Here is a 20,054-nt window from a genome sequence, read left to right as displayed (position 1 = left end):
TTCCCATGACGAATTCAGAATTACAGACTTCTCCTGAGCAGCTTCGTAAAGATAAATTGAAGCTGCTTAGCTCGTCAAAAAACCTCCTGCTTCTGGCTGAGCAGGATCGGTTTTCGGAGTTACAGATCCAGCAAATACAGTGGCAAACGTTATTGGAAGAGATGGTGACCAAACACGGTGTCGCACTTGAAGTCATTCGTCCGATTTTGCAAAAAGATGCTGATCAGCTACAAACCCTCCTTGAAAAGAAACAGGCAAATTTAGTCCAGGCGTTTTCCAAAGATTTGAACGCGAATAAATCCGTTCGCAAGTATGTCAATCTTTAAAAAGTTGCGTTGAATTAACTAAATAGAAGAAAATTATCCCTGTCTACCCGCAGGTCTTGGCAATAGTCAATGTGTTGGTTTTTTTCTTCTAAATTAGAATGTTAAATAATCTTTTTAATTCAAGTGCTTAGCTTTATTCTCTCTTTCCAGAGCAAATTAAATCTGAAAGTAAATTATCTTTACGCACTAATTCGTAAAAAGCACGTCAATTTTTTGACAATTCCTCTTATTGCCTTTTAAATAGAAGCTAATCTTTGAAGGGTGAGTCCAGTTAATGTCTTTTGATCCGTTTTCCTCTCTTGTCGGCTCCGGCCCGGCCATGCAAAAAGTCAAAAAATTGATTCAACAGGTCGCAAAAACCGATGCGACGGTTCTGATTCTGGGAGAGTCCGGAACCGGGAAAGAGGTGGTGGCGCAAACGCTTCACAACGCTTCCAAAAGAGCGGAACGCGCATTTGTTCCGATCAACTGCGGAGCGATTCCGGGAGAGTTACTGGAAAGCGAATTGTTCGGACATGAAAAAGGCGCTTTCACCGGTGCGATTACCGCACGCAAAGGGCGTTTTGAGATGGCGGAGAAAGGCACGATTTTTCTGGACGAAATCGGCGATATGCCTCTGCCGATGCAGGTAAAACTGTTGCGGGTACTGCAGGAAAGAAACTATGAAAGGGTCGGTGGAAACAAGACCTTTGAGTGTGATGTTCGCGTGGTGGCGGCGACCCATAGAAACCTTGAAGAACATATCACCGAAGGCAACTTCCGCGAGGATCTGTTCTATCGCTTGAATGTTTTTCCGATCGAGATGCCGTCCTTGCGTGAAAGGCCTGAGGATATTCCGGAGTTGCTGGATTTCATGTTTTCGCAGATTCAGCAGGCTGAACGCCAGACGCCGCAACTTTCCGAGCAGGCGTTGCGTGCTTTACAGGCATATCAGTGGCCGGGGAATGTGCGAGAGCTGGGGAATCTGGCTGAGCGTTTAACAATTCTTTTTGAAGGTCAGACGGTGGCTTATGAGGATTTACCGGAACGTTATCAGGTCGAAGTAAGCGATACGATTCCTGTCGAAGCGGCAGTTATCGAGGCAAGTGTCGGTGAACAGGATGCTATCGCAACAACGCAAGCGGACGAGATAACGGATGCGCAGCCGGCAGGCGTGGCGCTTAAGGAGTCTGTACAGGAAGACGCGCTTGATAAATCATCGGCGCAAGAAAGCGTGATGGATCTGGAAAACGGTCTGGACCTGAAATCCTATCTGGTCGAGATGGAAGTCAAACTTATTCAGAAAGCGCTTTCGCAAACCGAAGGTAATGTTTCTCAGGCCGCCAAACTCTTGAAAACCAATCGTACGACTCTGGTCGAGAAGATTCGTAAATATGAACTCAACTAGAGGATAAGCTTTGCAGTCAGCTGAGCAACAAGAACGAATCAAAGAGCTGGAAGAGGCGTTTGCGCTCTTTAATCAGACCTCCGAGCGATTGACGGAAAGCTATAACGCGCTCCAGAAGCGGACGGCGGATCTTCAGGATCAGCTGGCGCAGAGTGATCTCGAAAAGAAGCGGATGGCGGACCGTCTGACTCGTTTACTGCAGCTTCTTCCCGCTTCCGTTGTTGTCCTCGACCGTGAAAACCGGATTACCGAAATGAACCCCAGCGCCGAAAACCTCCTTGGAGAGGATGCGAAAGGACGAACCTGGCCGGTTGTTCAGCGCAACGTATTCCTTGAAAAAAACAGTGCCGGTGAATTGGTGACCCATCAGGGGCAAGTGTTTCAATTGGCTAATACCGCTCTGGATCAGGAAGTCGGACGAATTCTTCTGCTGCAAGATGTGACCGATGCACGACGACTGCAGGAGCATGTCAGCCGTCATCAGAGACTTACCTCCATGGGCGAGATGGCGGCGTCTCTGGCCCACCAGATTCGAACCCCTTTATCTTCAGCTCTTCTTTATGTTTCTCAGTTAAATGCAGCCGAACTGACGCAAGCGCAGCGTGAAAAATTTGCCTTGAAAGTCCAAAGCAGCCTGCATCATCTTGAATCTCTGGTTCAGGATATGCTGCAGTATGCCAAGGGCGGTAAAAGTTCGCGGAAACCGCTTTCTGTCGAAGAACTCGTCGCTTTGACCATGCGTAACCTGGAAGAGCGGGTGAATAATGCCCATGCCCACCTGAGTTATGATCACAGTGCCGGTGACCTGCAGATTAACGGAGATATGGACGGCCTTTCAACGGCCTTGCAGAATCTGGTCAATAATGCGCTTGATCATATTCCGGATCAGGCATTGATTCGCATCAGTGTCAAGCGAAGCGAAGCGTATATTGATATCATCGTCAGCGACAACGGCCCCGGGATTGAGGCGGAAAATCTGCATAAGGTCTTTGAACCTTTCTATACCAGCCGTGCCAAGGGAACCGGTTTGGGTCTGGCGGTCGTCAGAGCGGTTGCAGAAGCGCATCATGGCGAAGCCTGGGTGAAATCGATTGTCGGGTACGGTTCTCAATTCGGAATCCGTTTGCCTCTGGAGGCGGAATAGGAGTGGCTATGAGTATTGCGAAAATTCTGGTGGTTGAAGACGATGCCGAACTGCAGGAGGCACTGGTCGACATTCTGACCATCAATCACTTCGACGTCCTTGCGGTCAGTAGTGCCGAAGAAGCGCTGAAAGCTTTGGATGATGAAATCGGCATGGTTTTCAGTGATATCCGTATGGACGGCATGGATGGCTATACGTTGATGAAGCGGATCCGAGCCTTCAAGCCTTATTTACCGATTGTACTGATGACCGCCTACGGTACTGTAGAGCAGGCGGTTGAAGCGATGAAATACGGCGCGGTCGACTATATCGAAAAACCGTTTGAAGCCAAAGTGCTGGTAGAAAAGGCTCAGGCGTATTTCAACCGCGATGCGTCAAGCGAAGACGATTTTGTGGCTGCCGATCCGGCGACGATTCAGCTGAAAATGATGGCAAAAAAAGTGGCTCAGAGCGATGCCAGTGTCTATATCAGCGGAGCCAGCGGTACCGGTAAGGAAGTGTTAGCACGCTATATTCATGCTCAGTCCGGACGTGCACGACAGCCGTTTGTTGCTATAAACTGCGCTGCCATTCCGGAAAATATGCTTGAAGCCACACTGTTCGGTTATGAAAAAGGTTCCTTTACCGGCGCTTATAAAGCCATGCCGGGGAAGTTCGAGCAGGCGCAGGGCGGAACCTTGTTTCTGGATGAAATTGGTGAGATGAAGGCCGACCTGCAGGCTAAATTATTGCGAGTGTTGCAGGAAAGGGAAGTGGAGCGTATCGGTAGTACTAAGCCACTGCAGTTGGACGTTCGTGTGTTAAGCGCCTCCAATATCGATATGAAAAGCGCAATTCGTGAAGGCGGTTTCCGTGAAGACCTGTATTATCGCTTGAATGTCTTTCCGATGCGTCTGCCGACGCTTAAAGAACGTCCGAAAGACATTGCGGCGATTGCCGAGCGTCTTATTCAACGACACTGCGGTTTGAGCCGAGTGCAACCGATGATTTCCGCGCCGGCTATGAAGCGTTTACTGCAGTACGGCTGGCCAGGCAATATTCGTGAGTTGGATAATGTTATTCAGCGCGCTTTGCTCATGATGACCGGTGACACCATTAAAGAGAGCGATATCCTGTTGGATGACGGAATGGATATCACTTTAAGTTTGAGCGGCGAAAGCGAAACGGTTGTACCGGATAATTCATCCGACGCATCTTCGGAACAGTTCAGCGATGTTGAAAGTCGAGAGGCTGAAACGCATCCGCGTGAGGCGTTTGTGCGTAATGATGAAGCGGAATTTACCGAAACCAGTTTTTTTGAAGAAGCCTTGCCTGTCGATCTTAAAGCGCGGGAAATGCAACTGATACTGCAAACCCTTAAGCAGTTTTCCGGGCACCGTCAAAAAACTGCCGAGGCGCTCAATATCAGTCCGCGAACCCTGCGTTATAAAATAGCTAAGCTTAAGGAGCAGGGGGTTGAAGTTCCTTAACTGTCGGGCTATAAACGCGGTAGAGTCATAAAAATGGTTAAACCCATGCGTTTCCCTTGATTAAATTAAGGTTGAATTGGGTGAAAAGGCTATAATGCCAGCCAGGATTATGAATAAAACTCGGCAAGTGGCACAAGCTTTGCTCGTTTCTGCAAAAGAATATTTTGATCGAAACGGGCTATTACGGAGACGAGCGAAAAATGAGTACAGTGGATACGCAAAGTTTAATGTTGCAGATGCGCTCTTTGGCAGCGCAGGCACAATCGAAGCCGGTTGATCCCCTGCAAGGGATTCAGTCTGTTGAGGCAGCAGGTAAACCGGAAAATTTTGCCCAGTTACTCAATAGCTCGATCGAAGCGGTCAACGAGCAGCAGAATCTATCCAAAGAGATGAAAGAATCTTTCGAACGTGGCGACCCGGGTGTCGAACTTTCGGAAGTCATGTTACAGGCGCAGAAAGCCAGTCTGTCGTTTCAAGCGATGACTCAGGTTCGTAATAAACTGGTCGACGCTTATAAAGAAATTACTCAGATGCCGATTTAATTATGCTCTGTAAATTCCGATAGCCCGTCATTAAAGAAAAGATTGTCCTATGGCAGAACCTCAAGCAACCATTAATAATCCTCTGGACACGCCGCCTTCGGCGGGGTCGACGTTTATTAATAATCTGACCTCTCTTCCGATTGCCAAACAAGTGGGATTGGTGGTTGCCTTGGCTGCGGTTCTGGCGCTGGTCGTCGGGATCGTTATGTGGTCTCAGGCCAAGCCTTATACATTGCTCTTCGGCAGTATCGATCCTCAGGATATGAACGAAATTGTTCAGACGCTCGAGCAGGATGCCGTTCAGTACAAAATCGATACCAATAGCGGCGGCATTCTGGTGCCGTCGGATCAGGTGCATTCACTGCGCTTGAAACTGGCCGCGGCCGGATTTCCCAAGCAGGCCGCCAGCGGCTATCAGCTGCTGGATGTCGAACAGGGGTTCGGGATCTCCCAGTTCAAGGAAACCACTCAATACCATCGTGCGCTTGAAGGCGAGCTGGCCAAATCGGTAGCCAGTATTAATGCCGTTAAATCGGCCCGGGTTATGCTCGGTTTGCCGAAACGTTCAGTGTTTGTTCGTAAGCAACAGAAGCCGTCGGCATCGGTTGCAGTCAAGCTCTATCCCGGCCGCTCTCTGAATGAAGAGCAGGTCAGCTCCATTGTCTACCTGGTCTCATCCAGTATTCCGAATATGGAACCGACCGATGTAACGGTCGTCGATCAGAACGGAAATCTTCTCACTGACGAAACCCGAAGCAGTAACAGCATGCTGCATATGAGCATGAAGCAGCTGGACTATACCCGTCAGGTTGAACAGACGCTTTCCAACCGAATTGTCGATCTTTTGGCGCCGATCGTTGGTGGGGTTCATAAGGTTCGTGCTCAGGTAACGGCCGAATTGGATTTTACTCAGGAAGAGCAGACGCGTGAGAACTACCAGCCCGATCCGGATGCGATCCGTTCGGAGCAGGAAATTCGCGAAATTAACCGTGACAACGGCCCGACCGGTATCCCCGGTGCTTTGACCAATCAGCCTCCGCGGGCAGGTCTGGCACCGGAAGAGGGGTATTCGCCGGAAGGTGATCCGAATCTCAAAAGTTCCAGTGAAAAGAAAACCCGTAACTATGAGCTGGATCGTACCATCAGCCATATCAAGAATTCGGTCGGCAGCATTCGTCGTCTTTCCGTCGCCGTGGTGCTGGATGACAAGACGGCTTTAAATGATGAAGGTCTGGTAGAGCGTGTTGCCATGACCGACGATGAACTTCTCCGTTATCGTCAGCTGGTAAGTGATACCGTGGCTTTAGACGAAGCTCGTGGCGACACTCTGACGGTGGTTAACGCGTCATTTGCGGTGACGCCGGAAGAGCCGGTCGAAACCACGCCGATCTGGCAGGAAGCCTGGTTCTGGGATTTTGTTAAGCAGTTCCTTGCAGGTCTGGCAGTATTGATCATTATTCTCGGTGTTATCCGACCGCTTCTGAGAGATCTGTCGAAACGCGAAGAGCAGATTTTGGAGTATCCGGAAGAAGTGGCAGAAGATGCCGAAGAGCTTGAAAATGCGGACGAGATTTCCAAAGCGCTTGAGCAGATGAACGAGGAAGTCGAGAAGACGGCGGCTTCGGTAGAAGCGGAATCGCAGGCTGAACACGAACTTCTCGAGAAGGTTCGCTCGATTGTCGAAAACGACCCGAAAGTGGCGGCTCATGTGCTGCGTCAATGGATAAATACAGGTACTAGAGATGGCAGATGATAACGCTCAGATTGAGGAAAAAGTACCTCAAAGAGATATCCCCAGTATTGAAATGGCCTCCATATTTCTGCTTGCTTTGGGCAAGGAGACTGCAGCCAAAGTATTGGGGCACCTGAATCCGCGGGAAGTTCAGCAGTTGGGGTCTGCGATGACCTCCGTCGAAAGCGTCAGCCACAGTGACATTCATTATGTCATGCGCTCTTTCCTTAACGAGTTGGGTGAAGATGCACTGGGTGTGGATCCGAGCGAATATGCGCAGTCACTTATGGCGGATGCATTGGGTGAGGGGGCCGGCAGCATGCTTGACGCCACGATGCTGGGCGATCAGGTGAAAGGACTGGAGGCATTGAAATGGATGCATCCTTCAACCATCGCCAATATGTTGCGTAACGAACACCCTCAGGTGGTGGCGATCGTATTGTCGTATTTCGACTCCGATCAGGCTGCCGAAGTGCTGCGCGGAATACCTGAACGTTTTCAGGCGGAAGTTATCTACCGTATTGCAACCCTGTCTACCATTCAGCCACGCGCATTGTTTGATTTGAATAGAGTCCTTGAAGCGGCCTCAGGTGATGGAGAAGGCGGTAAGCTGGCGGCTATCGGTGGTGAGAAACGTGCGGCCGAGATCCTTAACCTGGTCGGCGGTGGTGTCGATACGCGTATTCTGGATGATATTTCGGTCGAGCATGAAGATGTCAGTCGTGCGATTCAGGACAAAATGTTCGTCTTCGACGATATTAACGGTATCGACGACCGTGGTATTCAGACTCTGGTTGGCGAAATTCCAAGCGATGTACTGATTGTTGCGCTTAAAGGTGCGGACAATAAGTTGCGCGAGAAATTCCTGTCCAATGTCTCTAAACGTCAGGCAGAAATTATTCGTGATGACCTGGAAACCGGCGCACCAGTCAAGCTCAGCGCGGTAGAAGATGCACAGAGAACGATTATCCAGATTGTCCGACGTCTGGCGGAAGAAGAGAAGATTATGATGCCGGGCGCCGGGGAGGAGTTCGTGTAAATGTCCGGTTCTCATGATGACGCCCAGAATGCCAAGCAACTTGTGCAGCCTCTGATACAGGGACAGTTGATCTCCGAAGAGGAGTTGTCTGCCAAGGTTCCGAGAGAGGCAATAACCCCTTGGTCTCTGAGCGACTTTGAAGAAGTTGAACAGGAGCAGGAAGCGCTCAAACAGCAAACGATCATGCAGGAGGTTGAACGCAAGATTCAGCCGGAATTGCAGAAGCGCAGTGAGATTTTGCAAAAAGAGGTTTACGATTCGGCTTACCAGGAAGGGTATGAAGCCGGATTTAAAGTCGGTCAGGAAGAAGGATTGGCAACCGGTAAATCGCAGGCCTATTCGGAAACACGAGAATTTCTTTTCCCAAAAATCGAAACGGCGACCCGTCTTCTGCAAAGTCTGCAGGCGCCTCAGCAACAGATGCGGCAGAAACTTTTTGATGAAATTGTCGCATTTTCCTCATTCCTTGCCGAGCAGTTACTTAACGAACACTTACCGAAAAATACCGAATGGCTGAATCAAGTTGTTCAAGAGTCGATTCAGGCGCTTCCGGAGTCGGATGAGACGATCGAGGTTTTTTTGAACCCGGACGATTTGGCGTTTCTTGAAGAGATTCAACCGCAGTGGGGGCAGCAATGGCGACTCAGTGCGGATCCCAAGATCCGCCCGGGAAGTTGTCTGGTCAAACAGAACGACAGTTCCGTGCATAACTGTTGGCAGAAGCGTTTTGTCAGTCTGCAGGAGCAGCTGGCCGCCAATGCCAAAATGCTGAATGATCAAGAGATTTCCGCTGAATCCGGCGAAGATTCTCTCGATAGTATGCCGTGGGATGGTGAAGCCTTGTCAGCCGAAGAAATCGAGTCTGAAAGTCAGGGGAGCGGCGAGATTGATTCGGAGCTCTCTGCACCGGCGACTGCAGCGGATTCGGAGGTTCAGAACTGGGAGGATGAGGATGTCGAAAGATCGTCTGGACAATCCGCAAACGTCACCTAATGCCATAGATATCGACCAATTCCGTGAAACGCTGAATTCGGGGTTGGAAGATAAGCTGCAAACCCTTCGCCAGATGCACTGGCAAAAACCTTCCTTACAGGTCGCCGGACGTCTGGTTCGTATGGTCGGAATGACGCTGGAAGTCGTCGGCACCTATGCGGCTATCGGATCCCGCTGTCAGATTTTTAACGGTAACGAACCTCCGGTCGAGGCCGAAGTCGTCGGCTTTCATAACGACCGTCTGTATTTAATGGCGATCGGCAGTATTCACGGCCTCGCACCGAATGCCAAGGTTGTGCCGGTCGAGGGCGGTATTAAAGTCGGAGTCGGGCCGGCGCTTCTCGGTCGGGTTGTGGACGGTTCTGCCAAGCCTTTGGACGGTAAAGGCCCTATCAAAGTCGAGCGTTACGTCTCGTTGAGCGGTAAGAAGATCAATCCTTTGAGCCGGCGTCCTATCTCCGAACCGCTGGATGTCGGTATTAAAGCGATTAACGCGCTTTTAACTCTTGGGCAGGGGCAAAGGGTCGGTCTGATGGCTGGTACCGGTGTCGGTAAAAGTGTTCTGCTCGGTATGATGACGCGTTTTACCAATGCGGATGTAGTCGTAGTCGGTCTGGTCGGCGAAAGGGGACGTGAAGTTAACGATTTCGTTCGTAACAACCTTGGTGAAGAAGGGCTTAAACGATCCGTCGTGGTCGCCACTCCGGCCGATGATCCGCCGTTGATGCGTTTACATGGGGCTATGCTGGCGACTTCGATTGCCGAGTATTTTCGGGATCAGGGAAAAAACGTCTTGTTGCTGATGGATTCGCTTACCCGATTTGCCCAAGCTCAGAGGGAGATTGCGTTGGCCGTAGGGGAACCTCCTGCCAGCAAAGGGTATCCGCCATCGGTATTTGCCAAGCTGCCGCAACTGGTCGAAAGAGCCGGCAATGGCAGTACCGGCGGTGGTTCGATTACCGCCATCTATACGGTGCTGGCGGAAGGGGATGATCAGTCTGATCCCGTTGTGGATTCGGCTCGAGGCGTGCTGGACGGACATATCGTTTTATCGCGGGAAGTTGCCGATAGTGGACGTTACCCGGCCATTGATATCGAATCTTCCGTCAGTCGCGTTATGGTTGAAATTGTTTCAGATGACCAGATCGCGATGGCGAGAAGATTCAAGCAGTTGTATTCCGCCTACCAGCAGAATCAGGATCTGATTCATGTCGGAGCCTATAGACGGGGATCCGATACGCTGATTGACGAGTCGATCGATAAGCAGGAAGCTTTGAATGGATTCCTTGCGCAAGCGATTAAAGAGCAGTATCCGTTTGAGCACTCATTGAATGCGCTTAAGCGTGCTTTGGGCTGACGGGGTTGGAGGCTGAATGGCGAGTAATTTGCAGCGATGGCATAAACTGGTTGAGTTGGCGGAAATCGAAATGGATAACGCCGGTAAAACCGTCGCCTATATGCAGGAACAATTCCAGAATGCCCAGCAGCAGTTAGAGTCGCTAAAGGCCTATACCGATGAGTATGCTCAGGCGCCGACAGCTAAAGTGGCGATGGGCGTGATCGAGTTACGTACGCATCAGGCTTTCGGCGAAAAGTTGCATCAGGCTATTGCCGCGCAGACTCAGCAGGTGACTGAAAAACAGGAAATGGTTGAAAAGGCGTTGGATGCCTGGCGCGAAAAAAGAGCGCGGTTAAAAGCCTTGCAATCGTTGTATGACAAAAAACAGAAACAGATGGATTCCCGTCTTAGTCGTCAAGAACAGAAAATGCTTGATGAACTTGCTTCCCAGCAAGCCTTCCAAAACTCCCACTCTCATCACTAAAGTAATTTTAAAGCAATCTAGAAATAGGCATGGTAGTTGCTGAGCACTTGGTAAAACGAACAAGCAGAGAGAGATAACCATGTTAGTGCTTGAACACACGCAAGAGAGAAGTCCCGCTATCAGTGCCGTTGCCGCTTTGAAAGGCTCTGCCGCCGACGGGCAAGAATTGCCACATTCGCAGGATAAGACCGCTTTCCCTGAACTTTTTGAGAGTTTGAAAGGGCGGATGGGATCAATTTCTGAATGGTCGGAGAAACGATCCGATAAAGCGCTGGATGCTGACAACCCTGCCGCGTTTAAAGGTGTTGCGAACGCTTTGTTGGACACCGGCGACGGAGAGTCAGTCGATTCGGTTTCGATGGCAATTCATCGTTTGTTGGGGAAGGGTGATGAGGTTGCGGAGCGTCTTGAGCGCGGAATGGCGAATGCAGTTTCTCCTGCTGCTACTTCGAGTCTGGAAGCGGATTCCCTGACGGGGGAAGCAGAAATATCTTCTGAACGGGTACCTGATTTTTTGGATGCTGAAAATACCGACTCTTCGGATACGGAATCGTTGCTGCAATTGCCTCAAGGATGGTTGAGAAGTCTGCAGCAATCAGGAAATCAACCGAGTCAGGTTGTGAATGCGTTGTCGAACCGCCTTCAGAAAGCTTACCCGGAGTTGGCGGAGGTGCCGAAACAGCAGCTTAATGCCGATTTGAGGACAGGTATTTCTCCGAATATGAGCGAGGAAGAGATTGCCGATCAGCTCCAGACTAATATCGACTCTCTAACGACGGAAGCCGGTCTTGAAACCGAAGTTGTTATAGGGTTTAAAACGTCTGCCGATACGTTGAAAACGGTTTCTGATGTTTCGTTTGGCGAAGCGTTCAATGAGCGAAATGGTGAGAAAGACAAGCCTCTGGTTGAGGTTTCATCGAATATCCAACAGAAAAATCGTCTAAGCGACGAAAAAGTTGACCCAAATACTGTACGCCCGACGGCAAACAAGGATAATGGGCAGTCCGTAGCGGAATCTGAACAAGATATAACCGAGATGAGTGCCGAGTTCACTGAACAACCGGTTGAGGTGGCAGATTCTGTTCACAACGAGGATGTACCAGAGAATTTGGCATCCTTAGGCACTGATGAACAGACTGAAGCGGACTTGAGCGAGGAGTTGCATCAAGAGGCTTTGCTGTCGGATTTGGACGAAGATGTGCTGCCGACCGCTAATGCAGAAGTAAAGGTTTCTGTTGATTCTACGGCGGATCATGTGGAAGGATTGGTTTCAGAGCAGAAACAAGCTGAAGATGCGGTTGCGCAGACAATGCAAGCCGCTCAGAAAACTGTCGAAATAAACCATAATGCGCAGTCCTCTGTTCCGGCTTCCTCTGCCGGCCTGACTCAGGCAACGGCGTCTTCGTCAGCCGGTGGATCAACCTCAGCCAGTGCGCAAACCGCGAACTGGTCGACACAAGTTTCTGCCGGTGGAGAACAGAGCGCAGCCGGAGGTCAGGGGAGTTCGTCAGGTGGTCAAGCGTCTCAACAGCAGGGACAACAGTTCAGTCAATTTGGACAAAATCTGTCTGCGCAGATGAGTCAGCAACGTATGGATCAGGATGTCGGCGCGCGTCAGCAGGCGCTGACCCGGGCTGCGGATGAAGCCTTGCAGAGAGCTTCGGTTCTGATGGACGGTGGTAATACCGCCGAGGGACTCAGTGGCGAGCGACGTGCGACTTTGCCGCCTTCGATGCAAACGATTCCTTTGCCGGTGAAGCACCCTCAATGGGGCCAGGCATTCGGTCAGAGAGTGAACTACATGCTTAATGCTCAGGTTCAGCAGGCGCAGATTACATTGAACCCGGAAAAACTCGGACCGATTCAGATTAAATTGCATTTTGATCGCGATCAGCAGGTTCAGTTGAGCGTTGTCGCGCAAAACGGAGCAACGCGTGAGGCAATCGATGCATCTATCCCGCGTTTGCGTGAAATGATGGAGCAGGCCGGAGTGAACCTGACTTCAGTGGATGTGAATAGCGGTGACTCTTTTGCCGACCAGCAGGCGGATCAAGAAGAGTTGGCGCAATCGTCAGGAAATTTTAAACAGTCTGGAAGCAGCGCAGTCTCAGAGAGTGATGAGCAGCTTGCAGATGTACTGTCTTCCGACAGTCTTGTCGACTTTTATGCCTAGGAGCAGAATATGAAAATGCGCTTTGTGACTTTTAGTGGTTTATTGATGCTCGCCGGTTCCGCTCAGGCAGGGTCAGAGATTGCTGGTATACCGACGATCGGTTTTGTCGCTCTGGTCGCTTTGGTCAGTGCCGTGATTGTCGGGGCCTTGGTTTACCTCTTTTGGTGTAACAAGCCGGGAAGCTGTGATCAGGAAGAGTTGGTCGAACAGGTTCGTAAAATCAGTCGTGGTGAAGATTTTACGGTCGAGATTAAATCCGAAACCAGTGATCCGCGACTGGTCACTGCGTTGAATAATTTGCTGCAGTCCGCTTCGGAAGCGGTCACCAAGCAGATGATTGAAGCTTCAAGTGCTCAATCCAGGGCGCAGGAACTTGAACAGCAGATGGAAGAGTTAAATGAAACGCTCGCGGCCTGTTATGCTCAGCAACAAGAGATGAGTTCTGCCCCCGTCGTTCAGCAGACGGAATCTTATGATCGAGCCGAACTGGCTGGATTGTCGCAGAAACTTTCCGCTCTGGTCGGTGAATTGTCCGAAGGTTCTCAGCAGGGAATGGGGTCGGCACAGCAGGTTATCTCCGAAGTTTCCGGTTTGACGGATGAAGTCGAGCATGCTTCAACGGTAATTAAGCAGTTGGAAGAAGATTCCAGCAATATCGGTACGGTATTGGTTCTGATTCGTGATATCGCCGAACAGACTAATCTTCTGGCATTGAATGCGGCAATCGAAGCGGCCCGTGCCGGTGAGCATGGACGCGGTTTCGCTGTGGTAGCGGATGAAGTCCGCATCTTGGCGGGGAAAACGCAGCAGGCGACGACCGAGATTCAAAGTATTATCGAAGAGCTGCAACAGCGGGCCCGTAATGCGGTTCAGGTCATGGAAAGTGGCCAGGGGCGCGTCGGAGCGACTCAGAACGAAGCCAGTCAGGTGAGTCGTATTCTATCGGAAATCGATCAGAATCTTGAACAGCTCAAAGGTGCGCAGAGTGAGTTGGCCCGAGTCTTGCAGAGTGACTGAAACGAGAGAAAATAACCGTTCAAGGTGTCAAATTCTGGACAGCGGTTTGCTGTAGAGAGTTAAGAGACAGGAAGAATTTATAATGAAAGCAATTGCCGGTACTTTAGTGGTCATAGGAACGCTGTTAGGGGGATACCTCCCGCACGGCAGTTTCGGCATTCTGATACAACCGCTGGAAGTCTTGATTATTTGTGGTGGTGCACTGGGTGCTTACATCATCGCCAACCCGGGCTGGGTGATCAAAGCAGGGTTTTCCGGCGCTTTGGGGCTGGCAAAACCGTCTCCTTACAATAAAGAGCTGTTCCTTGAATTGCTTGGATTGATGTTTAAAATTTTCAATAAAGCACGCCGCGAGGGTTTAATGGCTATTGAGGCGGATATTGAAGAGCCTCATTCCAGCGAGCTGTTCAACAGCGCGCCAAATGTGGTTAAAAACCATCATGCCGTCGACTTTATCTGTGATTATTTACGATTGATGGTCAGTGGTGCCAGCAATCCATATCAGCTTGAAGACTTGATGATATTGGAACTGGATGCGCATCATCATGAGGCGATGATGCCCAGCGGCGCTATCGGTAAGGTTGCCGAAGCTTTGCCTGCATTCGGTATTGTGGCAGCGGTTTTGGGGATCGTGATTACCATGACTTATCTGGATGCCGGGCCGATGGAAATTGCCCATCATATGTCGGTTGCTCTAGTCGGGACTTTCTTGGGGATTCTGGTTGCTTACGGTTTTGTTGCTCCGATCTCTTCCGAGTTGGCAAACCGTGCCGATGCCGAGGCGGCTTTCTTTCACGTGATTAAAACCTGTCTTATGGCGAATTTGAACGGTTATGCGCCACAGGTTGCAGTCGAGTTCGGGCGTAAGGCTGCACCTGGACATGATCGTCCAAGTTTCCAGGAACTGGATGAATATCTGCAGAGTCAGAAATAAACTCGATCGGCAGATTGTTAGGAACAGAGCATGAGTGACGAACAATCCATTATTATCAAGCGATTAAACAAATGTCCGCATGTCGCTCATGGCGGGGCATGGAAAATTGCGTTTGCCGATTTTATGACTGCCGCAATGGCATTCTTTCTTATGTTATGGGTGCTTGGCGGAACCAATGACGAAGAGATGAAAGCGATGGCGGAATTTTTTCGCGACCCGACGGTGATCGAAGCTTCGCCTTCTACTCTGGTAGAGACCAAGGAAGCAGGACAGACGTCCGATGCCATGATTGATATGGGTGGTTTCAAGGATGCGCCTAAGGGGAAAGAGGGTGAAGAAGATGGCTCGGGCAAGGCAGAAGAGCTGGCGCAAATGGAAGCGATGAAGCTGGAGCTGGAGAATAAAATCACCGAAAACGATGTACTCAATCAGCTTAAAGAACAGCTCAAGATAGAAATCACGCCGAACGGCTTGCAGGTGCAGATTCTCGACGATCGCAAACGCCCGATGTTCGGTACCGGTGTCGATCTGCCGAAAGATTATGCCGCTAAATTATTGAAAGAGGTCGGATCGGTTCTGGCGAACACGGATAAGAAAATCAGTATTGCCGGACATACCGATTCGTCGGGTTATCATTCAAGTTCGGAATATACCAACTGGGAACTTTCAGCCGACCGGGCCAATGCCGCCCGTAGATTGTTGATTGAAGGCGGGGTCGACGCCGCGCATATTGCTCAGGTTGTCGGAATGTCGGATACGGTGCCTTTTGATAGGGAGAATCCGTATAATCCACGTAACCGTCGAATCAGTATTATTGTTCTTAATAAAGAGGCGGAAGAGAAGTTGCGCAGCCTGAGCGAGGCACCGCAGATTGAAGATCTTCAGGATCAGATGATATTTCAACAGCCTTGATTGACCGAATTGATTGACAAAAGTTTGACTTAAAGGGGATATAGAGCATGGCCGAAGAGGAAGTAAAAGAAGAGAAAAAAGGCGGTAAGGGATTAATTATTATCCTGTTGGTTATCGTCATTCTGTTACTGGTCGGAATTGGCGTCATGGCTTATTTATTGCTAAATTCTCAGGGGAATGGCGCTTCGAATGGTGCTAGCGAAGAAGTGCACGCTTCGGCGGAGCATGGTGAAGAACCGAAGGGGCATGCCAAGACCTATTCGCCAAAATATAAGCAGTATGATCCACCGGCTCCTGAAGCGCCGCCGGTCTATTTTGTGATGGATAAGTTTGTCGTCAATTTCAACGGTGACGGCAAGGCCAAATATCTGGCGGTCGATTTGCAGTTTATGACCTATTACCCTCAGGTGGTTGAGGATATGGAGCACCTGCGACCAATTTTGAAGAACGATATTCAACGCCTGTTGCGTAATCAGCATTATAACGATCTGATTCAAGCGGAAGGCCCGGACAAATTGCGGGCGGAACTTCTGGATGTAGCGCGTCAGGTTCTGGAAAAGAGTAATATCTACCCGGATCTGGTTGAAGATGTCTATATGACACGTTTTGTTATGCAATAACTTGATGTGTTGATGACGCCAAACACTATGGAACAGTCTCATGGATGATATTTTAAGCCAAGATGAAGTCGATGCCCTGTTGAAAGGGATGGGCGGCGGCGATATCGAAACCGAAAACGACGATGGCTCGGAAGCGGTTGGTGCCAAAGTTTACGACTTTACCAATCAGGAGCGCATTGTGCGCGGCCGTCTACCGGCATTGGATATTATCAATGAGCGTTTTGCACGCGGTTTTCAACGCCATTTCAATGAAATGATTATGGCCAGCGTCGAGGTGACGGCGTCGGAAGTTAAGATCATTAAAATGATCGATTATCTGCGTAACCTGTTTGTCCCGACCAGCCTTAATATTTATCGCGTCAATCCGCTGAATGGTGTCTCGCTGTTTACACTCGATTCCAAGCTGGTATTTACCGCTGTGGATATCTATTTCGGCGGAACCGGTCTGTTGCCGTTCAAAATCGAGGGGCGCGAATATACGCCGGTTGAGATGAGCATGGTGCGCAGTATTCTGGATATTATCTCGGACAATCTGCGCAAGGCCTGGGGGCCGGTGATGGATATTGAAATCGAGTATATGCACTCGGAGATGAATCCGAAGTTTGCCGGTATTGTCGATCCGACCGACATGATTGTCGTCAGCCCGATCAATATCCGTTTTGAAGGCGTTGAAGGACGGGTTGATATCGTGATGCCTTATGCCATGCTGGAGCCGGTTCGCGACAAACTCGAAGAAGGGATGCAGAACCTGCAGGGTGAAAGTGATAATCGCTGGTCGCGCACGCTTAAGGAAGAAGCGAAAAATATCGAAGTCGATTTGAGTGTCAACCTGCTGGACGTGGTAATGAGTTTCGACGATCTGATGAAGATGAAAACCGGCGATATCATTCCGATCGAGATGCCGGAACAGGTTTCTATTAAGGCCGAGGATATAGCGATCATGCGTGGAAAACTTGGACGTAGCAAAGATAAAAAAGCGGTCAAGGTGGAACAGATATTGCATCATCCAGCCTATCAGGACCGAACTGTAGAGAATGTGAAGGAGTGGTACGGTGAGTGAACAAGATGATCTAAGCGCATGGGATGAAGCTTTATCGGAACAGGCGGAAGCGGAAGGCTCCGCAGAAGGCGATTCCGCTGCTGGTGATGCCGATGATATGAGCGCTTGGGGAGATGCCCTCAACGAGCAGGCGAATGCCAGTAAAGCCGATTTTGAGGATATTGCCGACAGCTCCGCTTCGGGTAAAAACAAAGTGGATCTGGACGTGCTTCTGGATGTGCCGGTGACTTTGCAGCTGGAAATCGGTCGTGCCAAGGTGTCGATCCGCAACCTTTTGTCTTATACGCAAGGCTCGGTGGTCGAAATGGATCGTCTTGCCGGTGAACCGCTTGATCTGCTGGTCAACGGCACTTTGATCGCGCATGGTGAAGTTGTGGTGATCAATGATAAATTCGGGGTGCGTTTGACCGACGTTGTCAGCCCGCAAGAAAGAATTCGCAAGCTCAAGTAGTCCGAAGAACGGTATGATGATATGCTTCGTACCGTAGACTTTGAAAGCTAAATACAAGGGCTTGTTCATGTTTCAGGCAACAACTCATTCTGGTGCTAGGCGTTTTCTTCAGGGAGTGACCACTCTCTTAATGCTCTTTTCCTCATTTGCTTTGGCCGAGAACGCCGATAAAGCATCTGCTCAAGTCACCTTAGGTGAAGCGGTTCCTCAGCCGGGTGATTATTTTTCTCAGATTCTTCTGTCGCTGATTTTTATCCTGATGATTATCTTTGCTGCCGCCTGGCTGCTACGCCGTTACGGTCGTTTCCCTGGCGTCGCGGAAGGCAATCTCAGAGTTCTGGGCGCGCTTTCCGTCGGGCCGCGCGAGCGCATTCTGTTATTGCAGGCCGGAAAAGAGCAGATTGTGGTCGGAGTGACTACCAGTAAAATCAGTAAGTTACATCAACTTTCAGAACCAGTCGAAGTCGAACAGAAGCCGCTGTCTAATTTCGCCGGCGGTGCTTTCTCGCAGCGCTTACAGGAAGCGATGCAGCCAAAATCAAGAACGCCGAACACGGATCAAAAGACGCCTTCGACAGCTCAGTCGAGCAAGCAGGAGGCGCGTTCGTGATTCGATATCTACCGTTGCTGTTCCTTTTTTTTCCGGTAATCAGTTGGGCCGAGCCGGGAATCCCCGCATTTACCGTTGAAACCGATGCCGCTGGCAATCAGGATTACACTCTGACACTGCAGATTTTGTTGTTGATGACCGGTCTGACGCTTCTGCCTGCGGCGTTGATTGCGACGACTTCGTTTATGCGCATTGTCATTGTTTTGGCACTCTTGCGTCAGGCGCTTGGCACCATGCAGACACCTTCCAATCAGGTTCTGATCGGTCTGGCCCTGTTTCTGACTCTGTTTATTATGGCGCCGGTCTTCGATAAGATTTATGACACGGCCGTATCGCCCTATCTGGATGAGCAGATTCAGTTTAAGGAAGCGGTGGAAATCGGTTCCAAACCGATGCATGAGTTCATGCTGCAGCAGACGCGAGAAGACGATCTTGGGATGTTTGCCGAGATGGCCGATGTTACTTTGACCGATCCGCAGTCGGTACCGTTTAAAGTTTTGATTCCGGCGTTTATGACTTCGGAACTGAAAACGGCATTCCAGATCGGTTTCATGCTGTTTATTCCGTTTCTGATTATCGATCTGGTGGTCTCGAGTTTGCTGATGTCTATGGGGATGATGATGCTGTCGCCGATGATTATTTCGCTTCCCTTTAAGTTGATGCTGTTTGTGCTGATTGACGGCTGGGCGCTGGTCGTCGGGACGCTGGCCAATAGTTTTGTGGTGCCGGGAGGTATTTGATGGAACAGGAATTCGTTTTGACTCTGGGTCAGCGGATGCTGGAAGTAACGGCAATGCTGGCCGCACCGCTTCTGGTTCCGGCTTTGATTATCGGTCTTCTGGTGGGGATGTTTCAGGCGGCCACTCAGATCAACGAAATGACCTTGAGTTTCATTCCCAAACTGGCGGTTGTCGCTTTGGCTTTGGTGATTATCGGGCCTTGGATGTTGACAACGATTGTCTCTTTCACCCGCGAACTGATTCTCAATATTCCGGCCTATATCGGTTAGGCCGCCTGCCTATGTCGAGTCACGGTGCATGAGTTTCTCTTATACTGAATTCCTGCAGTGGGTAGGACTCTACTTCTATCCTTTTGTGCGCATAGGGGCAATGCTGTCGCTTATTCCGCTTTACGGCAACCGCGCCGTTACAACGCGTACGAAAGTGATTCTCGCACTGTTTATTACCATTGCCGCCGTGCCCTCCATTGCGGTTCCGCCGCCGGTGGATCCGTTTACCTGGAAAGGGGTTCTGTTTATTCTGCAGCAGGTTTTGATCGGGCTGGCAATGGGCGTAATTTTTCTGGTTATTTTTCAGGCGTTTGTCGTCGCCGGTCATTTGATTGCAATGGGCATGGGGTTGGCCTTTGCGCAGATGACGGATCCGACCAGCGGAGTCAGCACGCCGGTGGTCTCACAGTATTTCGTTATTATCGTCACTTTACTGTTTCTGGCGTTAAATGGCCATATTCTGGTATTGCATGTAGTGGTGGACAGTTTTGAATATCTGCCGATAGGCGTGGAGTTTCTGAATCAGCAGAGCCTGCGCTTGATTTTCGAGTTCGGCAGTTATATGTTTTCCGCTGGCGTATTGATTGCTTTACCTGCTATTACGGCGCTATTGCTGGTGAATGTCGCTTTTGGTGTAGTGACACGAGCGGCACCGGCGTTGAATATTTTTGCAGTGGGCTTCCCGGTCACCTTGTTGGCCGGTCTGGTGATGTTGACCTTGACCACGCCGGTCATACTCCCGCACTTGCAGGAGCTGGTACACAGGGCGATCGAGACGTTGACCCATTTGCAACTGACTTCTCCTTAGGGGCG

21 protein-coding genes are annotated in these 20,054 nt (G+C 50.1%); all 21 read left to right on the top strand.

Annotated features, from left to right (window positions below; translation table 11 throughout):
* Window positions 1-5: 5 nt before the first annotated feature.
* Window positions 6-326: a hypothetical protein gene (locus tag HQN79_RS08250; protein ID WP_173285484.1), complete on the top strand. Its 321-nt coding sequence runs from the start codon at window positions 6-8 to the stop codon at window positions 324-326.
* A gap of 274 nt (window positions 327-600) precedes the next feature.
* Window positions 601-1,713 (top strand): sigma-54 interaction domain-containing protein, encoded by a 1,113-nt coding sequence (locus HQN79_RS08245; protein WP_173285482.1) that lies wholly within the window; start codon window positions 601-603, stop codon window positions 1,711-1,713.
* A 10-nt stretch (window positions 1,714-1,723) separates the two neighbouring features.
* The gene (locus tag HQN79_RS08240) at window positions 1,724-2,857 is read left to right on the top strand and encodes a sensor histidine kinase (protein WP_173285480.1); all 1,134 of its coding nucleotides are present in this window, start codon (window positions 1,724-1,726) and stop codon (window positions 2,855-2,857) included.
* Between the two features lie 8 nt (window positions 2,858-2,865).
* The gene (locus tag HQN79_RS08235) at window positions 2,866-4,326 is read left to right on the top strand and encodes a sigma-54-dependent transcriptional regulator (RefSeq protein WP_173285478.1); all 1,461 of its coding nucleotides are present in this window, start codon (window positions 2,866-2,868) and stop codon (window positions 4,324-4,326) included.
* Window positions 4,327-4,526: 200 nt separating this feature from the next.
* The gene (gene fliE / locus HQN79_RS08230; RefSeq protein WP_173285477.1) at window positions 4,527-4,868 is read left to right on the top strand and encodes a flagellar hook-basal body complex protein FliE; all 342 of its coding nucleotides are present in this window, start codon (window positions 4,527-4,529) and stop codon (window positions 4,866-4,868) included.
* A gap of 49 nt (window positions 4,869-4,917) precedes the next feature.
* Window positions 4,918-6,621: a flagellar basal-body MS-ring/collar protein FliF gene (gene fliF, locus HQN79_RS08225; RefSeq protein WP_173285476.1), complete on the top strand. Its 1,704-nt coding sequence runs from the start codon at window positions 4,918-4,920 to the stop codon at window positions 6,619-6,621.
* A complete protein-coding gene (gene fliG, locus HQN79_RS08220) occupies window positions 6,611-7,639 on the top strand; it encodes a flagellar motor switch protein FliG (RefSeq protein ID WP_173285475.1) in 1,029 nt (342 codons plus the stop codon). The genes fliF and fliG overlap by 11 nt, the downstream gene beginning before the upstream one ends.
* Window positions 7,640-8,632 carry a FliH/SctL family protein gene (locus tag HQN79_RS08215; RefSeq protein WP_173285474.1) on the top strand — a complete coding sequence of 331 codons (993 nt, stop codon included), beginning with the start codon at window positions 7,640-7,642 and terminating at the stop codon, window positions 8,630-8,632.
* A gap of 73 nt (window positions 8,633-8,705) precedes the next feature.
* A complete protein-coding gene (gene fliI, locus HQN79_RS08210) occupies window positions 8,706-9,989 on the top strand; it encodes a flagellar protein export ATPase FliI (RefSeq protein ID WP_238843456.1) in 1,284 nt (427 codons plus the stop codon).
* Window positions 9,990-10,005: 16 nt separating this feature from the next.
* Complete coding sequence (gene fliJ, locus HQN79_RS08205) at window positions 10,006-10,455, top strand: flagellar export protein FliJ (RefSeq protein ID WP_173285470.1); 450 nt, start codon at window positions 10,006-10,008, stop codon at window positions 10,453-10,455.
* A gap of 79 nt (window positions 10,456-10,534) precedes the next feature.
* Window positions 10,535-12,628: a flagellar hook-length control protein FliK gene (locus HQN79_RS08200; RefSeq protein WP_173285468.1), complete on the top strand. Its 2,094-nt coding sequence runs from the start codon at window positions 10,535-10,537 to the stop codon at window positions 12,626-12,628.
* Between the two features lie 9 nt (window positions 12,629-12,637).
* A complete protein-coding gene (locus HQN79_RS08195) occupies window positions 12,638-13,645 on the top strand; it encodes a methyl-accepting chemotaxis protein (protein WP_338065232.1) in 1,008 nt (335 codons plus the stop codon).
* Between the two features lie 82 nt (window positions 13,646-13,727).
* Window positions 13,728-14,579, top strand: a complete 852-nt coding sequence (gene motA / locus HQN79_RS08190; RefSeq protein ID WP_173285466.1) for a flagellar motor stator protein MotA — start codon at window positions 13,728-13,730, stop codon at window positions 14,577-14,579.
* Window positions 14,580-14,609: 30 nt separating this feature from the next.
* Window positions 14,610-15,491 (top strand): flagellar motor protein MotB, encoded by an 882-nt coding sequence (motB, locus tag HQN79_RS08185; protein ID WP_173285464.1) that lies wholly within the window; start codon window positions 14,610-14,612, stop codon window positions 15,489-15,491.
* A 47-nt stretch (window positions 15,492-15,538) separates the two neighbouring features.
* Window positions 15,539-16,111, top strand: a complete 573-nt coding sequence (locus tag HQN79_RS08180) for a flagellar basal body-associated FliL family protein (RefSeq protein ID WP_173285462.1) — start codon at window positions 15,539-15,541, stop codon at window positions 16,109-16,111.
* 40 nt (window positions 16,112-16,151) lie between these two features.
* Entirely contained in the window at window positions 16,152-17,171 is a 1,020-nt protein-coding gene (gene fliM, locus HQN79_RS08175) for a flagellar motor switch protein FliM (RefSeq protein ID WP_173285460.1), read from the top strand.
* Window positions 17,164-17,622 (top strand): flagellar motor switch protein FliN, encoded by a 459-nt coding sequence (fliN, locus tag HQN79_RS08170; RefSeq protein ID WP_173285457.1) that lies wholly within the window; start codon window positions 17,164-17,166, stop codon window positions 17,620-17,622. Before fliM ends, fliN begins: the two co-directional genes overlap by 8 nt.
* Before the next feature lie 130 nt (window positions 17,623-17,752).
* On the top strand, window positions 17,753-18,232 hold the full coding sequence (fliO, locus tag HQN79_RS08165) for a flagellar biosynthetic protein FliO (protein WP_173285455.1): 480 nt from the start codon (window positions 17,753-17,755) through the stop codon (window positions 18,230-18,232).
* Window positions 18,229-18,972 (top strand): flagellar type III secretion system pore protein FliP, encoded by a 744-nt coding sequence (gene fliP / locus HQN79_RS08160; protein ID WP_173285453.1) that lies wholly within the window; start codon window positions 18,229-18,231, stop codon window positions 18,970-18,972. The genes fliO and fliP overlap by 4 nt, the downstream gene beginning before the upstream one ends.
* Complete coding sequence (gene fliQ / locus HQN79_RS08155; protein WP_173285451.1) at window positions 18,972-19,241, top strand: flagellar biosynthesis protein FliQ; 270 nt, start codon at window positions 18,972-18,974, stop codon at window positions 19,239-19,241. Before fliP ends, fliQ begins: the two co-directional genes overlap by 1 nt.
* Window positions 19,242-19,269: 28 nt before the next feature.
* Window positions 19,270-20,049 (top strand): flagellar biosynthetic protein FliR, encoded by a 780-nt coding sequence (gene fliR, locus HQN79_RS08150; protein ID WP_173285449.1) that lies wholly within the window; start codon window positions 19,270-19,272, stop codon window positions 20,047-20,049.
* The last annotated feature ends 5 nt before the right edge of the window (window positions 20,050-20,054 follow it).

The sequence above is a fragment of the Thiomicrorhabdus xiamenensis genome, assembly GCF_013282625.1.
Lineage (GTDB): Bacteria > Pseudomonadota > Gammaproteobacteria > Thiomicrospirales > Thiomicrospiraceae > Thiomicrorhabdus > Thiomicrorhabdus xiamenensis.
The sequence above is the reverse complement of the archived record's forward strand: the minus strand, read 5'-3'. Positions and strand labels throughout refer to the sequence as shown.